The organism is Amycolatopsis sp. ATCC 39116, from assembly GCF_000231075.2.
Lineage (GTDB): Bacteria > Actinomycetota > Actinomycetes > Mycobacteriales > Pseudonocardiaceae > Amycolatopsis_E > Amycolatopsis_E tucumanensis.
This window is the reverse complement of sequence record NZ_AFWY03000063.1, coordinates 26,915-44,725: the sequence shown is the minus strand read 5'-3', so window position 1 is coordinate 44,725 and position 17,811 is coordinate 26,915. Positions and strand designations below refer to the sequence as shown.

General features: G+C 73.3%; 20 protein-coding genes. 14 read left to right on the top strand and 6 right to left on the bottom strand.

What is annotated here, in order from left to right; all coding sequences use genetic code 11:
* The 5 genes from AMY39116_RS0337040 to AMY39116_RS0337020 form a co-directional block, all read left to right on the top strand.
* The coding region (locus tag AMY39116_RS0337040) for a CdaR family transcriptional regulator (RefSeq protein WP_020422639.1) at positions 1 to 646 on the top strand (646 nt) is incomplete at its 5' end.
* A complete protein-coding gene (locus AMY39116_RS0337035) occupies positions 630 to 2,027 on the top strand; it encodes a hydroxymethylglutaryl-CoA reductase, degradative (protein WP_255346920.1) in 1,398 nt (465 codons plus the stop codon). The genes AMY39116_RS0337040 and AMY39116_RS0337035, both read left to right, overlap by 17 nt.
* Positions 2,024 to 2,944: a hydroxymethylglutaryl-CoA lyase gene (locus tag AMY39116_RS0337030; protein ID WP_020422637.1), complete on the top strand. Its 921-nt coding sequence runs from the start codon at positions 2,024 to 2,026 to the stop codon at positions 2,942 to 2,944. The genes AMY39116_RS0337035 and AMY39116_RS0337030 overlap by 4 nt, the downstream gene beginning before the upstream one ends.
* 16 nt (positions 2,945 to 2,960) lie before the next feature.
* Complete coding sequence (locus tag AMY39116_RS0337025; protein WP_020422636.1) at positions 2,961 to 3,365, top strand: hypothetical protein; 405 nt, start codon at positions 2,961 to 2,963, stop codon at positions 3,363 to 3,365.
* Complete coding sequence (locus tag AMY39116_RS0337020; RefSeq protein WP_020422635.1) at positions 3,362 to 4,729, top strand: tripartite tricarboxylate transporter permease; 1,368 nt, start codon at positions 3,362 to 3,364, stop codon at positions 4,727 to 4,729. The genes AMY39116_RS0337025 and AMY39116_RS0337020 overlap by 4 nt, the downstream gene beginning before the upstream one ends.
* Positions 4,730 to 4,825: 96 nt before the next feature.
* Here AMY39116_RS0337020 and AMY39116_RS0337015 read toward each other — a convergent pair whose 3' ends face one another.
* Positions 4,826 to 5,050: a hypothetical protein gene (locus AMY39116_RS0337015; RefSeq protein ID WP_020422634.1), complete on the bottom strand. Its 225-nt coding sequence runs from the start codon at positions 5,048 to 5,050 to the stop codon at positions 4,826 to 4,828.
* Between the two features lie 132 nt (positions 5,051 to 5,182).
* On the opposite strand from AMY39116_RS0337015, the gene AMY39116_RS0337010 reads away from it, so the two are divergent.
* Positions 5,183 to 6,157 (top strand): SDR family NAD(P)-dependent oxidoreductase, encoded by a 975-nt coding sequence (locus AMY39116_RS0337010; RefSeq protein ID WP_020422633.1) that lies wholly within the window; start codon positions 5,183 to 5,185, stop codon positions 6,155 to 6,157.
* 49 nt (positions 6,158 to 6,206) lie between these two features.
* Here AMY39116_RS0337010 and AMY39116_RS0337005 read toward each other — a convergent pair whose 3' ends face one another.
* On the bottom strand, positions 6,207 to 8,024 hold the full coding sequence (locus AMY39116_RS0337005; RefSeq protein ID WP_020422632.1) for an NAD(P)/FAD-dependent oxidoreductase: 1,818 nt from the start codon (positions 8,022 to 8,024) through the stop codon (positions 6,207 to 6,209).
* A gap of 148 nt (positions 8,025 to 8,172) precedes the next feature.
* Here AMY39116_RS0337005 and AMY39116_RS0337000 point away from each other — a divergent pair, with 148 nt between their 5' ends.
* From AMY39116_RS0337000 to AMY39116_RS0336980, 5 genes are read left to right on the top strand one after another with little or no spacing between them, the layout of a single operon-like run.
* The gene (locus tag AMY39116_RS0337000) at positions 8,173 to 9,339 is read left to right on the top strand and encodes a GAF domain-containing protein (protein WP_020422631.1); all 1,167 of its coding nucleotides are present in this window, start codon (positions 8,173 to 8,175) and stop codon (positions 9,337 to 9,339) included.
* A gap of 40 nt (positions 9,340 to 9,379) precedes the next feature.
* Positions 9,380 to 9,790, top strand: coding sequence for a PPOX class F420-dependent oxidoreductase (locus AMY39116_RS0336995; RefSeq protein WP_020422630.1), 411 nt, complete (start codon positions 9,380 to 9,382; stop codon positions 9,788 to 9,790).
* Positions 9,783 to 10,757 (top strand): RNA polymerase subunit sigma-70, encoded by a 975-nt coding sequence (locus AMY39116_RS0336990; RefSeq protein ID WP_020422629.1) that lies wholly within the window; start codon positions 9,783 to 9,785, stop codon positions 10,755 to 10,757. Before AMY39116_RS0336995 ends, AMY39116_RS0336990 begins: the two co-directional genes overlap by 8 nt.
* Positions 10,758 to 10,778: 21 nt before the next feature.
* Positions 10,779 to 11,579 (top strand): alpha/beta fold hydrolase, encoded by an 801-nt coding sequence (locus AMY39116_RS0336985; RefSeq protein WP_027936562.1) that lies wholly within the window; start codon positions 10,779 to 10,781, stop codon positions 11,577 to 11,579.
* Positions 11,580 to 11,616: 37 nt separating this feature from the next.
* Entirely contained in the window at positions 11,617 to 12,345 is a 729-nt protein-coding gene (locus AMY39116_RS0336980) for a class I SAM-dependent methyltransferase (RefSeq protein ID WP_020422627.1), read from the top strand.
* A gap of 2 nt (positions 12,346 to 12,347) precedes the next feature.
* On the opposite strand, the gene AMY39116_RS0336975 is transcribed toward AMY39116_RS0336980, so the two are convergent.
* Both AMY39116_RS0336975 and AMY39116_RS0336970 read right to left on the bottom strand, forming a co-directional pair.
* On the bottom strand, positions 12,348 to 12,572 hold the full coding sequence (locus AMY39116_RS0336975; RefSeq protein ID WP_020422626.1) for a hypothetical protein: 225 nt from the start codon (positions 12,570 to 12,572) through the stop codon (positions 12,348 to 12,350).
* 35 nt (positions 12,573 to 12,607) lie between these two features.
* The gene (locus AMY39116_RS0336970; RefSeq protein WP_235716292.1) at positions 12,608 to 13,387 is read right to left on the bottom strand and encodes an IclR family transcriptional regulator; all 780 of its coding nucleotides are present in this window, start codon (positions 13,385 to 13,387) and stop codon (positions 12,608 to 12,610) included.
* 113 nt (positions 13,388 to 13,500) lie between these two features.
* On the opposite strand from AMY39116_RS0336970, the gene AMY39116_RS0336965 reads away from it, so the two are divergent.
* Positions 13,501 to 13,878, top strand: a complete 378-nt coding sequence (locus AMY39116_RS0336965) for a VOC family protein (RefSeq protein ID WP_026153251.1) — start codon at positions 13,501 to 13,503, stop codon at positions 13,876 to 13,878.
* 3 nt (positions 13,879 to 13,881) lie between these two features.
* Here AMY39116_RS0336965 and AMY39116_RS0336960 read toward each other — a convergent pair whose 3' ends face one another.
* A complete protein-coding gene (locus tag AMY39116_RS0336960; protein WP_020422624.1) occupies positions 13,882 to 14,289 on the bottom strand; it encodes a DUF1304 domain-containing protein in 408 nt (135 codons plus the stop codon).
* Between the two features lie 715 nt (positions 14,290 to 15,004).
* On the bottom strand, positions 15,005 to 15,451 hold the full coding sequence (locus AMY39116_RS0336955) for a cupin domain-containing protein (RefSeq protein WP_020422623.1): 447 nt from the start codon (positions 15,449 to 15,451) through the stop codon (positions 15,005 to 15,007).
* An 88-nt stretch (positions 15,452 to 15,539) separates the two neighbouring features.
* On the opposite strand from AMY39116_RS0336955, the gene AMY39116_RS0336950 reads away from it, so the two are divergent.
* Complete coding sequence (locus AMY39116_RS0336950; protein ID WP_027936561.1) at positions 15,540 to 16,553, top strand: helix-turn-helix transcriptional regulator; 1,014 nt, start codon at positions 15,540 to 15,542, stop codon at positions 16,551 to 16,553.
* A 60-nt stretch (positions 16,554 to 16,613) separates the two neighbouring features.
* A complete protein-coding gene (locus AMY39116_RS0336945; RefSeq protein WP_020422621.1) occupies positions 16,614 to 17,480 on the top strand; it encodes an SMP-30/gluconolactonase/LRE family protein in 867 nt (288 codons plus the stop codon).
* The last annotated feature ends 331 nt before the right edge of the window (positions 17,481 to 17,811 follow it).

The following is a 17,811-nucleotide window of genomic DNA, read 5'->3' as shown; positions in this document are numbered from 1 at the left end:
GCCCGCGCCCGCGGCCATCCGGCTGGCGGCCCTGCGCTCGCTCGTGGTCGTCGCGGTCCCCGCCGACCTGCGCCGCCAGGCGGCCCGTGCCCTGCGCGGCACCGGTGACCTGATCGGTGAGCACGCCGACCACGTCGTCGTCCTGACCGCGGGCGAGGACCCGGCCGCCGCGGCGCGGACCGTCCACGCCGCCGTCGCCCGGTCGCTGGCCGCCCCGGTGCTGGCCGTCGGCGCCGTCGCCGGGGACGACCTGCGTGAACCCGTCGAACAGGCCGCCGCGTGCGTGCGCGTCCTGCCCGCGCTCGGCCTGTCCGACGCGGCCGTCACCACCGACGAGTACCTGCCCTACACGGCGCTGTTCGGCCCCGGCGAGGAGCGCGTCGCCGCGTTCGTGCGCCGGGTCCTCGGTCCGGTACTGGACTGGGACGCCGAGCACGCCGGCACCCTGTTGCCCACTCTCGCCGCCTACCTGGACAACCGGATGAGCCCGGTCGCCACCGGCCGCGCCCTGCACGTGCACAAGAACACCGTGCTGCAGCGGCTGGAACGCGCCGGCGAGCTGCTGGGGGAGGGCTGGCAGGAGCCCGACCGGCTGTTCCGGCTCACCGTCGCCGTCCGGCTCGCCCGCCTTGCCGAACGCCCATAGCCGGGCCGCGCGGAGTGGACGATCGGTCCATTCCCGCTGCCCGGACGCGGAGCTAGCGTCCTGGGTCGTCACGCAGCCACACGGAAGTGGAAGGGGCGCTATGGCGCGCACCAGTCGTATCCAGGGACTCCGGGACCTCCCCGTCGAGGCCCGGCGCAAGTCCGTCGCCGAGGCGGCCGGGCTCGACCCGGCGCGGATCGCGGCGTTCGACCCCGCGCGGGGGCTCGACGCGAGCGCGGCCGACCACATGATCGAGAACGTCGTCGGCATCCTCGGCGTGCCGCTGGGGGTGGCGACGAACTTCGTGGTCAACGGCGCCGAGGTGCTGGTCCCGATGGCGACCGAGGAGGCCTCGGTGGTCGCCGCCGCCAGTAACGCCGCCAAGATCGCCCGCGTGCACGGCGGGTTCCGGACCTCCTCGACCGCGCCGATCATGCAGGCGCAGGTGCAGATCGTCGGCGTCGCCGACCCCGAGGCCGGCCGCGTCCGCCTGCTGGAGGCCCGCGACGAGCTGGTCGAACTGGCCAACGCGCAGGACGAGAAGCTGGTCGAGTTCGGCGGCGGCGTCCGGGACGTCGCGGTGCGGCTGGTGCACTCCCGCGCCGGCACCTACGTCGTCGCGCACCTGCAGGTCGACGTCCGCGACGCGATGGGCGCCAATGCCGTGAACACCATGGCCGAGGCGGTCGCCGCACGCGCCGGGGAGATCGCCGGCGGCCGTCCGCTGCTGCGGATCCTGACCAACAAGGCCGATCTGCGGCTGTCCCGGGCCCGCGCGGTGTTCGACGCCGAAACCCTCGGCGGGCCCGCGGTGGTGGACGACATCGTGCACGCCGCCGCGCTCGCCGAAGCCGATCCCTACCGCGCCGCGACCCACAACAAGGGGATCATGAACGGCATCAGCGCGGTCGTGCTCGCCACCGGCAACGACACCCGCGCGGTCGAGGCGGGCGCCCACTCACACGCCGTCTCCGCGTCCGGGCAGTACACCTCGTTGTCCCGCTTCGAAAAGGACGCCGACGGCAACGTGGTCGGCACGCTGGAACTGCCGATGCCGGTCGGGCTCGTCGGCGGCGCCACGCGCGTGCACCCGGTGGCGCAGGCCGCGGTCGCCCTGCTCGGCGTGCGGACCGCCGCCGAGCTGGCCGAGATCATCACCGCGGTCGGGCTCGCGCAGAACTTCGCCGCGGTGCGGGCGCTGGCCACCGAGGGCATCCAGCGCGGGCACATGTCGCTGCACGCCCGCAACATCGCCACGACCGTCGGCGCCACGGCCGCGGAGGTGCCCGCTGTCGTCGCGCGGCTGGTCGCCGACCGCAAGGTCCGTGCCGACCACGCCGAGAAGGTCCTCGCCGAGCTGCGGGCGAAGAGCCGGTCATGACCGTCGACCGGCTGCCCGGGCTGCCGTCCGCGGTGACGATCTGGGAGGTGGGCCCGCGCGACGGGCTGCAGAACGAGCCCGCGCTCGTGCCCGCCGCGGTGAAGGTCGAGCTGGTGGAACGGCTCGCCGACGCCGGGCACACCGTCATCGAGACCACCAGCCTGGTCCGCCCGGACCGGGTGCCGCAGCTGGCGGACGCCGAGGAGGTCCTGCGCCGCCTGGACCGCCGTCCCGGCGTGCGCTACCCGGTGCTGGTGCCCAACCAGCGCGGCCTGGCGCGGGCACTGGACCTCGGCGTCACCGACATCGCGGTGTTCGCCTCGGCCACCGAAGGCTTCGCCAGGGCCAACCTCAACCGGTCCGTCGGCGAGTCGCTGGAGGTGTTCGCGCCGGTCGTGGCCCGTGCTCGCGAGGCCGGGCTGAACGTGCGCGGCTACCTGTCGATGTGCTGGGGCGACCCGTGGCAGGGCGAAGTCCCGCTGCCCCAGGTGATCGCGGTCGCCACCCGGCTGTTCAACCTGGGCTGCACCGAGCTCAGCCTCGGCGACACGATCGGCGTCGCCACGCCCGGCCGGGTCGTCGCGCTGCTCGACGGGCTCGTCGCCGCGGGCGTCCCGCTCGACCGGATCGCGGTGCACTTCCACGACACCTACGGGCAGGCGCTGGCGAACACCCTCGCCGCCCTGCAGCGCGGCGTCACCACTGTCGACGCCTCGGCGGGCGGCCTCGGCGGCTGCCCGTTCGCCAAGAGTGCCACCGGCAACCTCGCCACCGAGGACCTGCTGTGGCAGCTCGACGGGCTCGGCATCCACACCGGTGTCGACCTGACCAAACTCGCCGAAACCAGCGCCTGGCTCGCCGGGCACCTGGGCCGGCCCAGCCCGTCCCGCACCCTGCGCGCGCTCACCGGCGCCTGACCCAACGGAGAAAGCCTTGGCACTCAACGACGAGAAGCCCTACGTCGTCGTCTGGAACGACGCCGTCGACCTGCGGCACCTGGCCGCGTCCATCGTGATCTGCGTGGCCGCCGGCCTGCCGGTCTTCCTCGGCGCGAAGGCGTTGTTCGGCGCACTGGTCGACACGCCGTCGCTGGCCGGCGGTTACGCGCTGCTGGCCGGGCTGGCCGCGTGCGTGCTCGGCGCGGCCGTGTGCGCCCGGCTGTTCCGCCCGAAGCGGACGTTCGGCGCCGAGCAGGCCGCGGACCGGGAAGCCGCCATCGCCGAGCTGGAGCGCATGGGCGGCACCGCCGAGTCCTTCGCCGGGCTGCCGCCGCGCGTGCGGGCCGAAATGACCGAGCTCGGCCTGGTCCGGGAGACCGCGCAGGAGGTGCGGGCATGACCCCGGACCTGTTGTGGGCCCTGGGCATGGGCCTGCTCGGCGCCGTCGTCTTCGCGGCGATCGGACTGGTCTCCGGCACCGACGAGACTTCCACTCTCGCGCCGGTCACGCTGCTCGTCGTGCTGCTCGGCGTGCCGCCGGCCGGGGTGCTGACGTTTTTCATCGCCGGAGCGGTCAGCAAGCACATGACCCACGCGATCCCCACCACGCTGCTGGGCATCCCTGGCGACACGACCGCGGTGCCGCTGCTCGACGACGCGACCGCCTTGCGCCGCCTCGGCGCCCCGCACATCGCGCTGCGCAAGGCACTGGCGGGCGGGCTCGTCGCCGCCCTGATCGCGGTGCCGGTCGCGGTCGGCGTGGCGTCCCTGCTCGCCCCGCTGGCCGGCCCGATCAAGACGGTGGCGCCGTTCGTGTTCGGCGCGGCCGCGATCTTCGTCGGCTACTTCTCGCCGGGCCGGTGGGCCAGCGTCGCCGCGATCGTGCCGTTCGCGCTGCTGGTGACCGGGCTCAACACGGTCGCCACCGACCAGCTCGACAAGAGCCTGTCGATCAGCTTCTTCCTCGGCATCGCGATCGGGCCGCTCGTGGTGGACCTGCTGATCGCGTCGTCCCGCAGCGGGCGGCGCACCCTGGAACGCACCGGGCCGCGCCCGTTCTGGCTCGCTCCGGACGGCGGCACCGGACGGCGGTGGATCCCCAACCCGCTGCGGATCCTGGACGGCAGGCAGACGGCGGCGACGGCCGCCGCGGCCGGGGTCACCTCGACCACGTTCATGCTCAGCCCGGTCGCCGCGACCGTGCTCGCCGGCGAGATCACCGGGTCCCGAATCAAGCACCCGTACCGCAGGCTGACCACGCTGATGGCGGTCAAGAACGGCACCACGGAGTCGACCTACCTGGCCGAGACGCTCATCCCGCTCGTCGCGTTCGGCCTGCCGCTGAGCCCGGTCGCCGCGGGTCCCGCGGCCGCGTTGTTCAACGCGCCGCCGGTCTACACGGTCAAGGGGCCGGACGGGGGCGTGCACAACCTGCACACCCTGCTCAGCTCGTGGCAGTTCCTGGTGTTCAGCCTGATCGGCGTGGTCATCGCCGGGCTGGTCGTGTACCCGTTCGCGATGCGCTACGCGCGGGCCGCCAGCGGCTGGGTCGCGCGGCGGATCAGCCACGAGGCGCTGATCGGCGCGTTCGTGGCGCTGATCGCCGTGGTGGCCTGGTACGAGGGCGGGCCGCTCGCGCTCGCGGTGAGCCTGACGGTCGGCGCGGTCGGCGGGCTGGCGAACCGGATGCTCGGCATGACCTCCGGCGTGCAGTTCATGGCCTACTACGTCGCCGTGCTGCTGGTGCCGATCGTGCTCGGCTGAGACGTGAAGTGCCCCGCCGCAGGGGCGGCGGGGCTCAGGAAGAGATCGCGGATGTTCCGGGTGTCGTCCCTCCTTTCGTCGCGGGCCAACGGGTTTTCACGAGCGCGGAGGCGAGCGCTGTCGCCGCCAGAGCTGGGAGGTCCGTGCGGCGCGGGCCGGACGACCGGCCGGTTCGGGGAGCGGCATCCGGGGCGGTTCCGGCCGCGGGCGCGAGGTTTCGCCGAAGTTGGCGTCGATGATCGCGGCGAACTCGTCCCGCAGCCAGTCCGGGTCGTCGCACACCAGGTCGGCGAACCCGAGCTGCTCCAGCACGTCCGGCATCGCGAATCACTCCCGGGGGAGGTCCTGCGTCCACACCGCTGACAGTCATATGTGTAGCTCGGACTGTAGATTCAGTCAAGTCCCCGATCCAGGTTTGACCTGGAGCGCGCTCCAGCACCTAGCGTCGCCGCCATGACCACGGCACAGCACCCCATCGGATCCGGCTTCGGCGCGTCGACCACCGCCTCGGAGGTCCTGAGCGGGATCGACCTCTCCGGCAGGCTCGCGATCGTCACCGGCGGCTACTCCGGCCTCGGCCTGGAGACCACCCGCGCGCTGGCAGGCGCGGGCGCGCACGTCGTCGTCCCGGCCCGCAGGCCGGACGCGGCCAAGGCGGCACTGGGCGACCTGGCCGAGGTCGACGAGCTGGACCTGGGCGACCTGGACAGCGTGCGGGACTTCGCCGGGCGGTTCCTGGCCTCCGGGCGGCGCATCGACATCGTGATCGACAGCGCCGCGATCATGGCCTGCCCGGAGACACGCGTCGGCCCCGGCTGGGAGGCGCAGTTCGCCACCAACCACCTCGGCCACTTCGCGCTGGTGAACCGCCTGTGGCCGGCGATCGCGCCGGGCGCGCGGATCGTGTCGGTGTCCTCGCGCGGCCACCACTTCTCCGGCATCCGCTGGGACGACCTGTGGTTCGAGCGCGGGTACGACAAGTGGCAGGCCTACGGGCAGGCGAAGACCGCGAACGCGTTGTTCGCGGTGCACCTGGACGAGCTGGGGAAGCCGTCGGGTGTGCGGGCGTTCTCGGTGCACCCGGGCAGCATCCTGACCCCGCTGCAACGGCACATCCCGCTCGCGGAGCAGATCGCGAACGGCTGGGTCGACGAGAACGGCACCCCGGTCGCCGACTGGTTCAAGACCCCCGAGCAGGGCGCCGCGACGCAGGTGTGGGCCGCGACCTCCCCGGCACTGGCCGGGATGGGCGGCGTGTACTGCGAGGACTGCGACATCGCCGGGCCCGCCTCGGGTGAGCCGCTCCCGTCCGGCCCGGGCCGCCCGGCGATGTTCCTCGGTGTCCGCGACTACGCCACCGACCCGGAGCAGGCCGCGCGCCTGTGGGCGCTGTCCGCGGAGCTGACCGGGGTGAACGCCTTCGCGTAGGTGGAACCCGGGGCCCGGCCGCCCCGTCGACGGCCGGGCCCCGGAAGCGTCACGACAGGTGGTGCACCTCCTGCAGCCCGTACACCGGCGTCGGGATGCCCTCGTACCGGGCCTTCAGCTGCAGCGCCAGGTACAGCGAGTAGTGCCGCGACTGGTGCAGGTTCCCGCCGTGGAACCACAACCCCGGCTGCTGGGTCGGCTTCCACATGTTCCGCTGCTCGCCCTCCCACGGGCCGGGGTCCTTCGTCGTCCCCGAGCCGAGGCCCCAGCACTTGCCGACCCGGTCGGCCATCTCCTGCCCGGCGATGTCGGCGACCCACCCGTTCATCGACCCGTACCCGGTCGCGTACACCACCAGGTCGGCCTCCAGTTCGGTGCCGTCGGCGAGCACCACGGCGTTGCGCGTCAGGTGGTCGACCTGGCCGCGCACCAGTTTGATGTCGCCGTTCGCGACGAGCTCGGAGGCGCCGACGTCGATGTAGTAGCCGGAGCCGCGCCGCAGGTACTTCATGAACAGGCCGGAGCCGTCGTCGCCCCAGTCGTGCAGGAAACCGGCCTTCTCCAGGCGGTCGTAGAAGTCCGCGTCGCGCTGCTTGATCTGCTGGTACACCGGGATCTGGAACTGGTGCATGATCCGGTAGGGCAGCGACGCGAACACCATGTCGGCCTTGTCGGTGGTCATGCCGCCGGCCACCGCGCGCTCGGAGTACAGGTCGCCGAGGCCGATCTCCATCAGCGAGTCCGACTTCACCACGTGCGTGGAGGACCGCTGCACCATCGTGACGTCCGCGCCGTGCTCCCACAGCGCCGCGCAGATGTCGTGCGCGGAGTTGTTCGAGCCGATCACCACGGCCTTCTTGCCGGCGTAGGCGTCCGGGCCGGGGTGCTGCGAAGAGTGGTGCTGGTCGCCCTCGAAGACATCCATCCCGGGGAACGAGGGGATGTTCGGCTTGCCCGACATGCCGGTGGCGAACACGAGCTGTTTCGGCGTCAGCACCACGGTTTCACCCGCACGGTCGACAGTGACCGTCCACTGTGCCGTGTCCTCGTCGTAGGACGCGGACTTCACCTCCGACCGCGTCCAGTACGGCACGTCCATCACGCGGGTGTACATCTCCAGCCAGTCCGCGATCTTGTCCTTCGGCGCGAACACCGGCCAGTTCTCCGGGAACGGCAGGTAGGGCAGGTGGTCGTACCAGACCGGGTCGTGCAGGCACAGGCTCTTGTAGCGCTTGCGCCACTGGTCGCCGGGACGTTCGTGGCGGTCCACGACCAGTGCCGGCACCCCGAGCTGCCGCAGCCGCGCGCCGAGGGCGATGCCGCCCTGCCCGCCGCCGATCACCACCACGTAGGGCTGGCGCTCGTACCCGAGCTCCTTCTTCTCCAGCTCGCGTTCCTCGGCCCACACCCGGCGTCCGCGGATGACGCCGTGCCGCACACCCTTCGGGCGGCGTTCGCGTTGCGGTTCCTCGAAGCCCTTCAGCTCGCGCAGGCTGGTCAGGAACGTCCAGGCACCCTCGTCGGTGAGCCGGAGGTGGCCCTTGCCGCGGCCGGTGGCGGTCTCGAACTCCAGCCACGCCTCGACGACCCCGTCGGCCTCGGTCGGGGTCTCGGTGGTGCGGAAACCGGACGGATCCGTGCCGTCCAGGCAGGCGGACAGCATGTCGGCGACGCCTTCGCGGCCTTCGACGGTCTTGATGTTCCAGGTGAACGCCACCAGGTCGCGCCAGAAGCTGTCGACCGCGAACATGCCCGCCGCCGCCTCGACGTCGCGGGCGGCCAGCGCGGCTTCGAACCGCTCCAGCCAGGCGTCGACGCGCGCCTGCGGCGACCGCGCCGGCGCCTCCCGGTCGATCGTCTGTGTCATCGCCACTCCTCCTCGCCGTTGGGGATGTAACACCGATCACAGCCCGCCGGTCGGGTGACCGGCAACGGTTGCAGCGAATTGCACGCCTTGGCGAGCGCGTGAGCGGCACCTATGCTCGATCGTCGACGCAGTGGTGCGGAGGTGGACCGTGAGCGTGCCCGGCGCAGTCCCGCCTGGCTGCAGCCTGCCCGCCTACGCCCGCGACCTGGTCCGCATGCACGACGCCGTGATCGCGGGCGGCCGTCCGCCGCTGCGCCCGCGCGACGTCGTGTCCCGGTCCTGGGAACGGGTCATCGGGCTCGGGCTGAAGGCCGACGGGCTCAACACCCGCGACTGGCTGAGCGAGGACGAGCTGGCCAGGCGGCGGGAGAACTCGCCGCTGCGGGACGCGGTCGGCGACCTCAAGCAGGTGCTCGGCGGGATGCCGCACGTGCTGCTGGTCGTCACCGACGCCGACGGCGTCATCCTGTGGCGCGAGGGCACTTCCCGCGTCCGCCGCCACGCCGACGACCTCGGGTTCTTCGAGGGCGCGGAGTGGACCGAGGAACGCGTCGGCACCAACGCGATCGGCACCGCGCTGGCCGAGGCCGCCCCGGTCGAACTGCTCGCGGGCGAGCACTTCGAGCAGAACCAGCACCCGTGGTACTGCACGGCGTCGCCGGTGCACGACCCGCGCACCGGGGAGCTGCTCGGAGTGATCGACGTGAGCGGCCCCGCGCTGACGCTGCACCCGGCCATCGGGGCCCTGGTGGAGACCGGCCGGAGGCTCACCGAGGCGCAGATCTGGCGCTGGCACCAGCGGCGGCTCGACCGGTTGCGCCAGGTGGGCGAGCCACTGCTGGCCACCGGGCCCGCCCTGCTGGTCGACGACCACGGCTGGGTCGCGGCGGGCGCCGGGGTGTCGGTGGGCGACCGCATCGCCGCGCCGTCCGCGGGCGAGCCGATCGCGGTGCCCGGGCTCGGCGCGTGCCTACCGGAACGGCTGGCCGAGGGCTGGCTGATCCGCCCGGCCGGACCCGACCGGCGGGTGACGCTCGACCTCGACCTCACGCACACCCCGCTGCTGACGCTGCAGGGCGGCGACACCGGCTGGCGGCGCAAGGTGACCCGCCGCCACGCGGAGATCCTCGTGCTGCTGCACCGCGCCGGCCCCGCCGGGCTGTCGGCGGAGGCGCTGAGCCGCGCGCTGTACGGCGACGCCGAGCACGTCGTCACGGTGCGCGCGGAGGTCTCGCGCCTGCGGCGGCTGCTGGGCGCGCTGGTGGACACGCGCCCGTACCGGCTGGCCGAGGGTGTGCGCATGACGGTGCGCTGAAGACCGATTCCTTTCCGGCCGCCCGCGAGTCGGTACCGGTATGACACTGCCCGAAACCGTCCGCCGCCTCGTCGGCGAACCGCACTTCGCGATCGTCTCGACCAGCAACCCCGACGGCCGTCCCCAGTCGTCGGTCGTCTTCGTCAAGTGCGAGGACGACGGCACGATCGTGTTCAGCACGCTCCGCGGCCGCCGCAAGACCCGCAACCTGGAGCGCGATCCGCGGCTCAGCCTGCTCGTGGTGTCCAGGGTGACCGGCCACTACGCGGAGGTGCGCGGCCGGGTGGAGATCACCGCCGATCCGGGGAAGGAACTGCCGGTGGTCATGTACCGGCTGTACATGGGCGGGCAGGAGCCGCCGCCGGAGCCGGACGCCGAGCGCGTGGTGGTGCGGATCTTCCCGGAGAAGGTGAACCTCTTCCCGCCGGCCGAGGTGAGGCAGAGTGCTTGACGTGGGAACCACCGAGGACGGCTTCGCCCGCGTGGCGGAGCCGTTCCGCGCCGAGTTGCTGGCGCACTGCTACCGGATGCTCGGCTCGCTCGACGATGCCGAGGACCTGGTGCAGGAGACGTACCTGCGTGCGTGGCGGTCGTTCGGCGCGTTCGAGGGGCGGGCGTCGGTGCGCACCTGGCTGTACCGGATCGCGACGAACGTGTGCCTGACGGCGTTGCGCGGCCGGGGGCGGCGGGTGCTGCCGTCCGGGCTGGCGCCGCCGTCGGACGACCCGGCCGCGCCGCCCGGCGAGGCGCCGGGAGTGGCGTGGCTGCAGCCGATCCCGGTGGACCCCGCGGCGGCGGCCGAGTCGCGGGAGGGCGTGCGGCTGGCGCTGATCGCGAGCCTGCAGGTGCTGCCACCGCGGCAGCGGGCGGTGCTGATCCTGCGGGACGTGCTGGCGTTCCCGGCCGCCGAGGTCGCCGGGATGCTCGGGCTGACCGTCGCGGCGGTGAAGAGCGCGTTGCAACGGGCCCGGGCGAGCCTGGCGGAGGTGGCCGCGCCGGAGGAGCTGGCGGAGCCGTCCGCGCCCGAGGCACGCGCGTTGCTGGAGCAGTACATGGCGGCGTTCGAGAAGTCCGATGTCGCGCTGCTGGAACGCGCGCTGCGCCAGGACGCCGCGCTGGAGGTGGTCGGCTCGCCGACGTGGTTCGCCGGCCGCCGCACCTGCCTGCCGTTCCTCAGGACTCCCGCCGTGATCGGCAAGCCGGGCGAGTGGCGCATGCTGCCGACGACGGCGAACGACCAGCCGGCGGCGGTGACGTACCGCCTCACCGACGGCGCGCACCGCGCGTTCGGCCTCGCGGTCCTCACGGTGACCCCCACGGGCATCGCGAAGATCACCGTCTTCGGCGAGCCGACACTGGTGCGGCGGTTCGGCTTCCCGGATGTCCTCCCGCCGCGAGCCCGTTCGTCGGCACACTGAACCCCGGTGAAGGAGGACGGCATGCACACGGTGACCTCGGCGGACGGGACGCGCATCGCCTATGAGCGGGACGGCAGCGGGCCGCTCGTCGTGTTCCTCGGCGGCGCCTTCAACGACCGCACGGCGTGCGCTCCCGTCGCGGCGGTGTTGCGCGACCGGTACACCGTCGTGTGCGTCGACCGGCGGGGGCGCGGGGACAGCGGCGACGCCATTCCGCCGCACCAGGCCGCGACCTACCGGGTCGAGCGCGAGGTCGAGGACCTGAACGCCGTGCTCGCGGCCGAGGGCGGGCCTGCCGCGGTGTTCGGCTTCTCCTCGGGTGGCATCCTCGCGCTGCACGCGGCGGCCGCCGGTGCGGCGATCACCCGCGTCGCGCTCTACGAGCCGCCGTTCGCGCTCGGCGGTCTGGCCGGCTCGGCCCGGGACCTGGCGGGGAAGCTCGCCGCGCTGATCGGCGACGGCAGGCGCGGTGACGCGGTCGCGACGATGCAGATCGAGGGCATCGGGCTGCCGCCGGAGGCGGTCGAGCAGATCCGGCGCTCCCCGATGTGGCCGCAGCTGGAGGCCGTCGCGCAGAGCCTGGTCTACGACGCCACGCTCACCGCCGCGCCGAACCTGCCCACCGCGGCCATGCGTGCTCTCGACCTGGACGTCCTCGTCCTCAGCGGCAGCGAGACTTGGCCCGGCCTGCGCGAAGCCGCCCGGGCGCTGCCCGCGCACCTCGCCCGGGCGAGGTACGCCGAGGTCCCCGGCGGCGCCGGGCACGGCATCCCCGCCGAGGCGACGGCGAAGGTGCTCGACGAGTTCCTCGGCGGAAAATGACGCGCCCCACCGCGCGGCCCCGCGCTACGGTCCGCCCATGGACGACGGCTACTTCGGCGAGGACGTCGCCGCGACGTACGACCGGTCGGAGGGCCCGGAGTTCGAGTCCGCCGCGGTCGAGTCGGCCGCCGGGTTCGTGGCCGAACTCGCCGGCGACGGGGCGGCCCTCGAACTGGGCATCGGCACCGGCCGGATCGCGCTGCCGCTCGCCGCGCGTGGCGTGCCGGTGCACGGCATCGACCTCTCCCGCGCCATGGTGGCCCGCCTGCGCGCGAAGCCGGGTGGCGACGCGGTCGGCGTGACGATCGGCGACTTCGCCACGACCAGGGTGCCGGGGGAGTTCTCGGTCGCCTACCTGGTCTTCAACACGATCATGAACCTGACCACCCAGACCGACCAGGTCGCGTGCTTCCGCAACGCCGCGGCGCACCTCCGGCCGGGCGGGTGTTTCGTGATCGAGGTCGGGGTGCCCGCGCTGCGGCAGCTGCCGCCCGGTCAGACGGTCGTGCCGTTCCACGTCGGCGCGTCGAGCTGGGCCTACGACGTGTACGACGTGGCCACGCAGGCGATGAGCTCCAACTACGTCGACGTCACCGGCGGCCGCGGCGCCTTCCGGTCGATCCCGTTCCGCTACGTCTGGCCCTCGGAGCTCGACCTGATGGCCGAGCTGGCCGGGATGCGCCTGCGGGAGCGGTGGGCGGACTGGGCGCGCGAGCCGTTCACCGGGGAGAGCCGCAAGCACGTCTCGGTCTGGCAGAAGCCCTGACCTCACTCCCCGCGCATCGAGCGGCGGATCTCCTCCAGCTTGTCGCGTGCGGCGCGGTCGCGGTCGGCCATCTTCTCGTCGAACGAGGCCGCCTCCGGGGTCTCCCCGGCCAGTTCGGTCGAGCCGAGGGCCGTCGCGTAGCGGTTCTCGATGCGGTCGCGCACGAAGTCGAAGCTCGGCACACCGGATTCGGTGTAGTCGCCCTCGGGCGTGGTCTCGTCGGGCATGGCGCCCCCTCTCTGGTCCCTGCCCATTGTGCCCCTCAGTAGACGAGCTGCTTCGCGATCTGCGCCGCGGCGTGCCGCAGCATGGTCGTCAGCTCCAGCTCACGCGGCGACACGCCGGCCGCCGGATCGGGGTTGAACCGGAACAGGGGACCGGTGAGCGCGAGGCTGCACAGCACGCGTCCGGTCGCGCGCGGGATGGGCACCGCGAGCGCGGCCAGGCCCTCCTCGGACTCGCCGGTGTTGCGCCCGAAGCCCTCGGCCCGCACGCGCGCCAGCTCCGCGCGGAGTGCGGTGCGGGTGTGCAGGCCGGCGTCGGTCGCGCCGGTCAGTTCCTCGTCCGGGTACAGCTCGGTCAGCTCGTCGTCGGTGAGTTCGGCGAGCAGCACCTTGCCCGCGGCGGACGCGTGCGCCGGCATGCTCAGGCCGACCCGGCTCGCGACGCGCATCAGCAGCGGCGATTCGACGGCGGCGACGAACTTCACCCGCGCGCCGGCCAGCACCGAGATGTGCACGGTCTCCCGCGATTCGTCGCGCAGCTGCTGCATGAACGGGTACGCGACTTCCAGGCAGTGCTCGACCGCCTGCGTGTCGCTGGACATGGTCATCGACGGGCCGATGCGGTAGCGGCGGCCGCCGTGGGTCTGTTCGGCGAAGCCGTGTTGCTGCAAGGTGGTCAGCAGGCGGTGCGCCGTGGACGGACCGACGCCGAGGTGTCGCGCGGCGTCCGTCACCCCGACGTCCGCTTGGGCGCGCAGCAGCAGCACGAGGCGCAATGCGTTCGAGACGGACTGCAGTGTTTGTGAATTTTCCCCCATAGAGGAACGCTACCACGGTTATTCCGGGTCTCGTGGTCTGTCTATTGTGGACTTACCGGGTGTCCGGAACGTGGGGGTCGGAAATTGTCGGTGGTGCCGGTTAGCCTTCGCGCATGCTGGATCATCTCGGAGTTCAGGTGGCCGACGTCGAGGCGTCCGCCGCCCTGTATCAGCGCGTGTTCGGGCCGATCGGGTTGCGGGAGGCGATGCGTTTTCCCGCGGGCGACAGTGTGGTGGTGGGGATGGCCGGGCCGGACGGCAATCCCGACTTCTGGCTGAGTTCCGCGGGCGGCGCGGAAACCCGGGAGCTGCACGTGGCCTTCCGCGCGCCCGGACGGGACGCGGTCGACGCCGTGCACGCCGCGGCCGTCGAGGCGGGTGTCGAGGTGCTGCACGCGCCCCGCGAGTGGCCCGAGTACCACCCGGGCTACTACGCGGTGTTCCTGCGGGACCCCGACGGGCACAACGTGGAGGCGGTGCACCACGGCTGACGGTCACCCCGCGATCGCGACCGCGAGCAGCGCGCCGATCGGTGGCAGGGCCTGCGCGGCCACCCCGCCGAGCCCGGCGCCCTTCTCGCGGCCGAGCGCCATCCGGTCGGAAACGAGCAGCACGAGGGAGGAGAGGATCATGAAGCCACACGTGTAGTACACGAGCGCGCGCCCGGCCTCGGCCTGGCCGGTGTTGACGGCGATGAGCCCGATGACCGTCCCGGCGGCGAGGAACAGGTTGTAGAAGCCCTGCCCGAACGACCACAACAGTACGGCGGGCACGTCTTCGCTGCGGATGCGGAAGACGCCCCAGTGCACCGCGGGCCGCCGGAAGAGCAGCGCCTCCCACACGAAGACGAGCACGTGCAACGCGGCGGCCACCCCGGCGAACACCTGAGCCACGACGTTCACGGCGCCTCCCCGGTGGTATTTGTCGTTCGGGTGGTGATTGTCCGGGGGGTGTTTGTCTGGGCGGTGGTTGTCGCTCGGGCGGTGGTGCCGACGCGCGCGCTGTGCCGCCGCGGTGCGAGGGTTGGCACGGTCCTGCGCCCGGCTGCCCAGCCGGGAACTGTGCTGCCCGGAGGCATCACACGGCCGGTACGGGCACGGCTCACGCGGCCGGAGAACGCACGACTGCCGCTCACAGCCAGTCCTGGCATGGGAGGTGCGTGGCGAGACACTGCCGAAGTGCCGGTGCCAGCGCGTGTTGCGGTGGCAGGTGTGCGGCTGGGCAGTGCCGGACCGCCGGTGCCAGCGCGTGCCGCGATGGCACTTGCGTGGCCAGACAGCGCCGGACCGCCGGTCGCAGCGCGTGTTGCGGTGGGAGGTGTGCGGCTGGGCAGTGCCGGACTGCTGGTGTCAGCGCGTGTTGCGGTGGCAGGTGCGCGGCCGGACAGCGCCGGACCGCCGGTCGCAGCGCGTGTTGCGGTGGGAGGTGTGCGGCTGGGCAGTGCCGGACCGCCGGTCGCAGCGCGTGCCGCGATGGCACTTGCGCGGCCGGACAGCGCCGGACCGCCGGTGGCAGCGCGTGTTGCGGTGGCAGGTGCGCGGCCGGGCAGTGCCGAAGTGCCGGTGCCAGCGCGTGCCGCGATGGCACGTGCGCGGGCGGAAAGCATCGTGTCGCGGCTCATCGCCAGTCCTCCAGCACGATGCCGTGCCGGTGCAGCACCTCGGTGAGCAGTGGCGCCGCCTCGGCCACCGGCGTGTCCGCGGGCACCGCCTGGTCGACGTCGCGGAAGAAGCGGCCCATCCGCGCGCCCGGGCTGAACGCCAGGAACTTCACCGCCGGCGTGTGCACGGTGAACGTGTGCATCGCCCCGGCCGGCACCGTGATGGACGCGCCCGGCCCGAGGTCGTGGATCTCGCCGTCGACGAGGACCGCCATCCGGCCGTGCAGCACGTAGTACGCCTTCGGCCACGGCGTCCCGTGCGGGGGCACCGCGGGCCCGCGCGGCGCGTCGACCTCGAACAGCTCGTAGGCGCCCGTGTGCTCGGCCCCGGCCTTCACGGTGATGATCGCGTCGGGCGAGTGCAGCTCCTGGCCCTCGCCCGCGGTGCTGGTGTGCGTTTTCATGCCGCCAGCCAACGACGCGCCACCCACCCGGGCCATCCCGGAAATGTGGGATACCCGCGGCCGCCGCCGCGGGCGCATACTGCCGGGCATGTGGGAGGGCCGGGCACACGGCGCCCGACGCGACATCGCGGCACTCGCCGAGGCGGGCCTCGGTGTCGCGGACCTGCACGCGGCCGCCATCGAGGTGGTCGGCCGCGTCGTGCCCACCGACCTGACCTGCTGGGCCTCGCTCGACCCGGACACCGTCGTCATCAGCTCGATGACCAGCGGCGCCGCCCGCATCCCGGCGCACTTCGAGCCGGTGCTCGCCGCCTGCGAGTACGACGGCACCGAGCCGCACACGTTCGCCGAGCTCGCCCGGCGCCCGTCGCCGGTGGCGCGGCTGTCCGACCTGCCCCGGCGAGACCGCGAGCGCAGCAGCCGAGTCAACGACGTGTGGCGCCCGCTCGGACTGCACCACGAGCTGCGCGTGGTCTTCCGCGTCGACGGCGTGTGCTGGGGCGCGGCCGGGATGGTCCGCGCGACCGACTTCACCGACCGCGAGGCCGAGTTCCTCACGGCCGTGGCGCCGGCACTGGCCTGCGCGACCCGCGTCGCCGCTCGCGCGGGCGGCGGTGGGCCCGAGCGGCCGGCGATCGTCGTGGTCACCGCGGACGGCGAGCCCCGCGCGGCCACCGCCGCCGCGCGGGCATGGCGCGACGAACTCGACGACATCGCCCCCGGGCGGTTCGCGGTCATGGTGCGGGCGGTGGTCAGTGGCGCCCGGGCCGCGCCGTCCGGCACGTTCGGCGCCCGCATCCGCGATTCACGGGGCGGGTGGATCCTGCTGCGCGCCGCCCGGCTCGTCTCCGACGACGACGAAACCGTCGTGACCCTGGAACGCGCGAGCGGCGACGTGCTGGTGGACCTGCTGTTCGCGGCCTACGGCTTCACCCCGCGCGAACGCGAGATCTGCCGCGAGGTGCTCACCGGCTCGTCCACTGTGGACATCGCGGACGCGCTCGGGATCTCGGCGCACACGGTGCAGGACCACCTCAAGGCCGTCTTCGCCAAGGCCGGCGTGCGGAGCAGGGGAGAGCTGGCGGCCCGCCTCAGGGGCTAGCGCAATCCGCAGATTGAGATATGCTGTTCGGCTAGTGAAACCTACCGAAGTCGAGGTCTCATGATCGGTTCCGAGCGCAGCCCGGTCCTGTGCCCGGCTGAGAGCGTGACCACCGCGGTGAGCGAACTCGGCGAGTCGCCGCTGTGGGATCCGTCGGGCTTCCTGTACTGGGTCGACATCCCCGGCCTGCGGCTGCACAACGTCACGCCGTCCGGGTCGGGGGTGTCGGTCGGGCTGGACGTCCGGGTCAGCGCGGTCGAACTCGGCCCCGGCGACGACCTGCTGGCGGTCACCGAACGCGGCCTGGCGTGGCTGGACCCGCGCTCGGGCCGGACGTCGCCGGTCATCGAGCTGCCGCTGGAGCCGGGCGCGCGCATGAACGACGCCGCGATCGACCCGCGCGGCCGGTGCTGGGCCGGTTCGGCCACGCACGACAACCGGCGGATCGGCGCGTTGTTCTGCGTCGCGGGGCGCAGTGTGGCGGTCGCGGTGCGGGGGCTGGGGATGTCGAACGGCTTGGACTGGTCGCCCGACGGGCAGGTGCTGTACCACGTCGACACGGCGGCCGGGGAGATCGCGGCGTGGCGTTACCGCCCGGCCACCGGCGAGGTGTCAGGCCGCCGGGTGCTGCGGCACGTGTCGTCGCGGGTCGGGCTGCCGGACGGGCTGACGGTCGACGCGGAAGGCGGGTTGTGGGTGGCGATCTGGGGCGCCGGCCAGGTGTGGCGGCTGGACCCGGTGTCCGGGGAGCGCCTGATGACGGTCGACGTGCCGGCGGCGTGCCCGACGAGCTGCGTGTTCGGCGGGCCGGACCTGGACGTGCTGTACGTGACGAGCGCCCGCCAGGACGGCGACGGCGGTCTGCTGTACCGGGCGGAGGTGGGTGTGCGCGGCATGCCGCCGCGCCGGTTCGTGGAGGGTTTCTGACGGAGGCGCCAGCGCGGAGACGGCGGTCGAGACGGGGCCGCCGCCCCCGCCGGGCTGCTCCGGGCCGGCGGCGCGGGCCGGCCCGGAGCAGCCCTGACGTGCCACTCGGGGTAAAGCCGGGCGATGGTCGCCCCGGGCGGCCCTTGACGTGCCACCTGTGGCGGAGGTGGGCAAACCGCCGGGCCGGAGCAGCAGCCTGTGGCGTGCCAGGGCCAGGCCGACCCGGCGGCGGCCCGTGGCGTGCCAGCCGTGGTGGGGCTGGGTGTTGGTCGGGCGGGGTCGCCCCGGGGGCGGCCGGTGGGGTGCCGCCCATGGTGGTGCGGGGCGCCCC

Coding starts and splice junctions, on each gene's coding strand:
- AMY39116_RS0337030 (WP_020422637.1), top strand. CDS start 2,024: ATGACCGTCGACCGGCTGCCCGGGCTGCCGTCCGCGGTGACGATCTGG.
- AMY39116_RS0337015 (WP_020422634.1), bottom strand. CDS start 5,050: ATGCCGGACGTGCTGGAGCAGCTCGGGTTCGCCGACCTGGTGTGCGAC.
- AMY39116_RS0336995 (WP_020422630.1), top strand. CDS start 9,380: ATGACACTGCCCGAAACCGTCCGCCGCCTCGTCGGCGAACCGCACTTC.
- AMY39116_RS0336950 (WP_027936561.1), top strand. CDS start 15,540: ATGTGGGAGGGCCGGGCACACGGCGCCCGACGCGACATCGCGGCACTC.
- AMY39116_RS0336985 (WP_027936562.1), top strand. CDS start 10,779: ATGCACACGGTGACCTCGGCGGACGGGACGCGCATCGCCTATGAGCGG.
- AMY39116_RS0336970 (WP_235716292.1), bottom strand. CDS start 13,387: ATGGGGGAAAATTCACAAACACTGCAGTCCGTCTCGAACGCATTGCGC.
- AMY39116_RS0337020 (WP_020422635.1), top strand. CDS start 3,362: ATGACCCCGGACCTGTTGTGGGCCCTGGGCATGGGCCTGCTCGGCGCC.
- AMY39116_RS0337005 (WP_020422632.1), bottom strand. CDS start 8,024: ATGACACAGACGATCGACCGGGAGGCGCCGGCGCGGTCGCCGCAGGCG.
- AMY39116_RS0336965 (WP_026153251.1), top strand. CDS start 13,501: ATGCTGGATCATCTCGGAGTTCAGGTGGCCGACGTCGAGGCGTCCGCC.
- AMY39116_RS0336955 (WP_020422623.1), bottom strand. CDS start 15,451: ATGAAAACGCACACCAGCACCGCGGGCGAGGGCCAGGAGCTGCACTCG.
- AMY39116_RS0336975 (WP_020422626.1), bottom strand. CDS start 12,572: ATGCCCGACGAGACCACGCCCGAGGGCGACTACACCGAATCCGGTGTG.
- AMY39116_RS0336980 (WP_020422627.1), top strand. CDS start 11,617: ATGGACGACGGCTACTTCGGCGAGGACGTCGCCGCGACGTACGACCGG.
- AMY39116_RS0337010 (WP_020422633.1), top strand. CDS start 5,183: ATGACCACGGCACAGCACCCCATCGGATCCGGCTTCGGCGCGTCGACC.
- AMY39116_RS0336945 (WP_020422621.1), top strand. CDS start 16,614: ATGATCGGTTCCGAGCGCAGCCCGGTCCTGTGCCCGGCTGAGAGCGTG.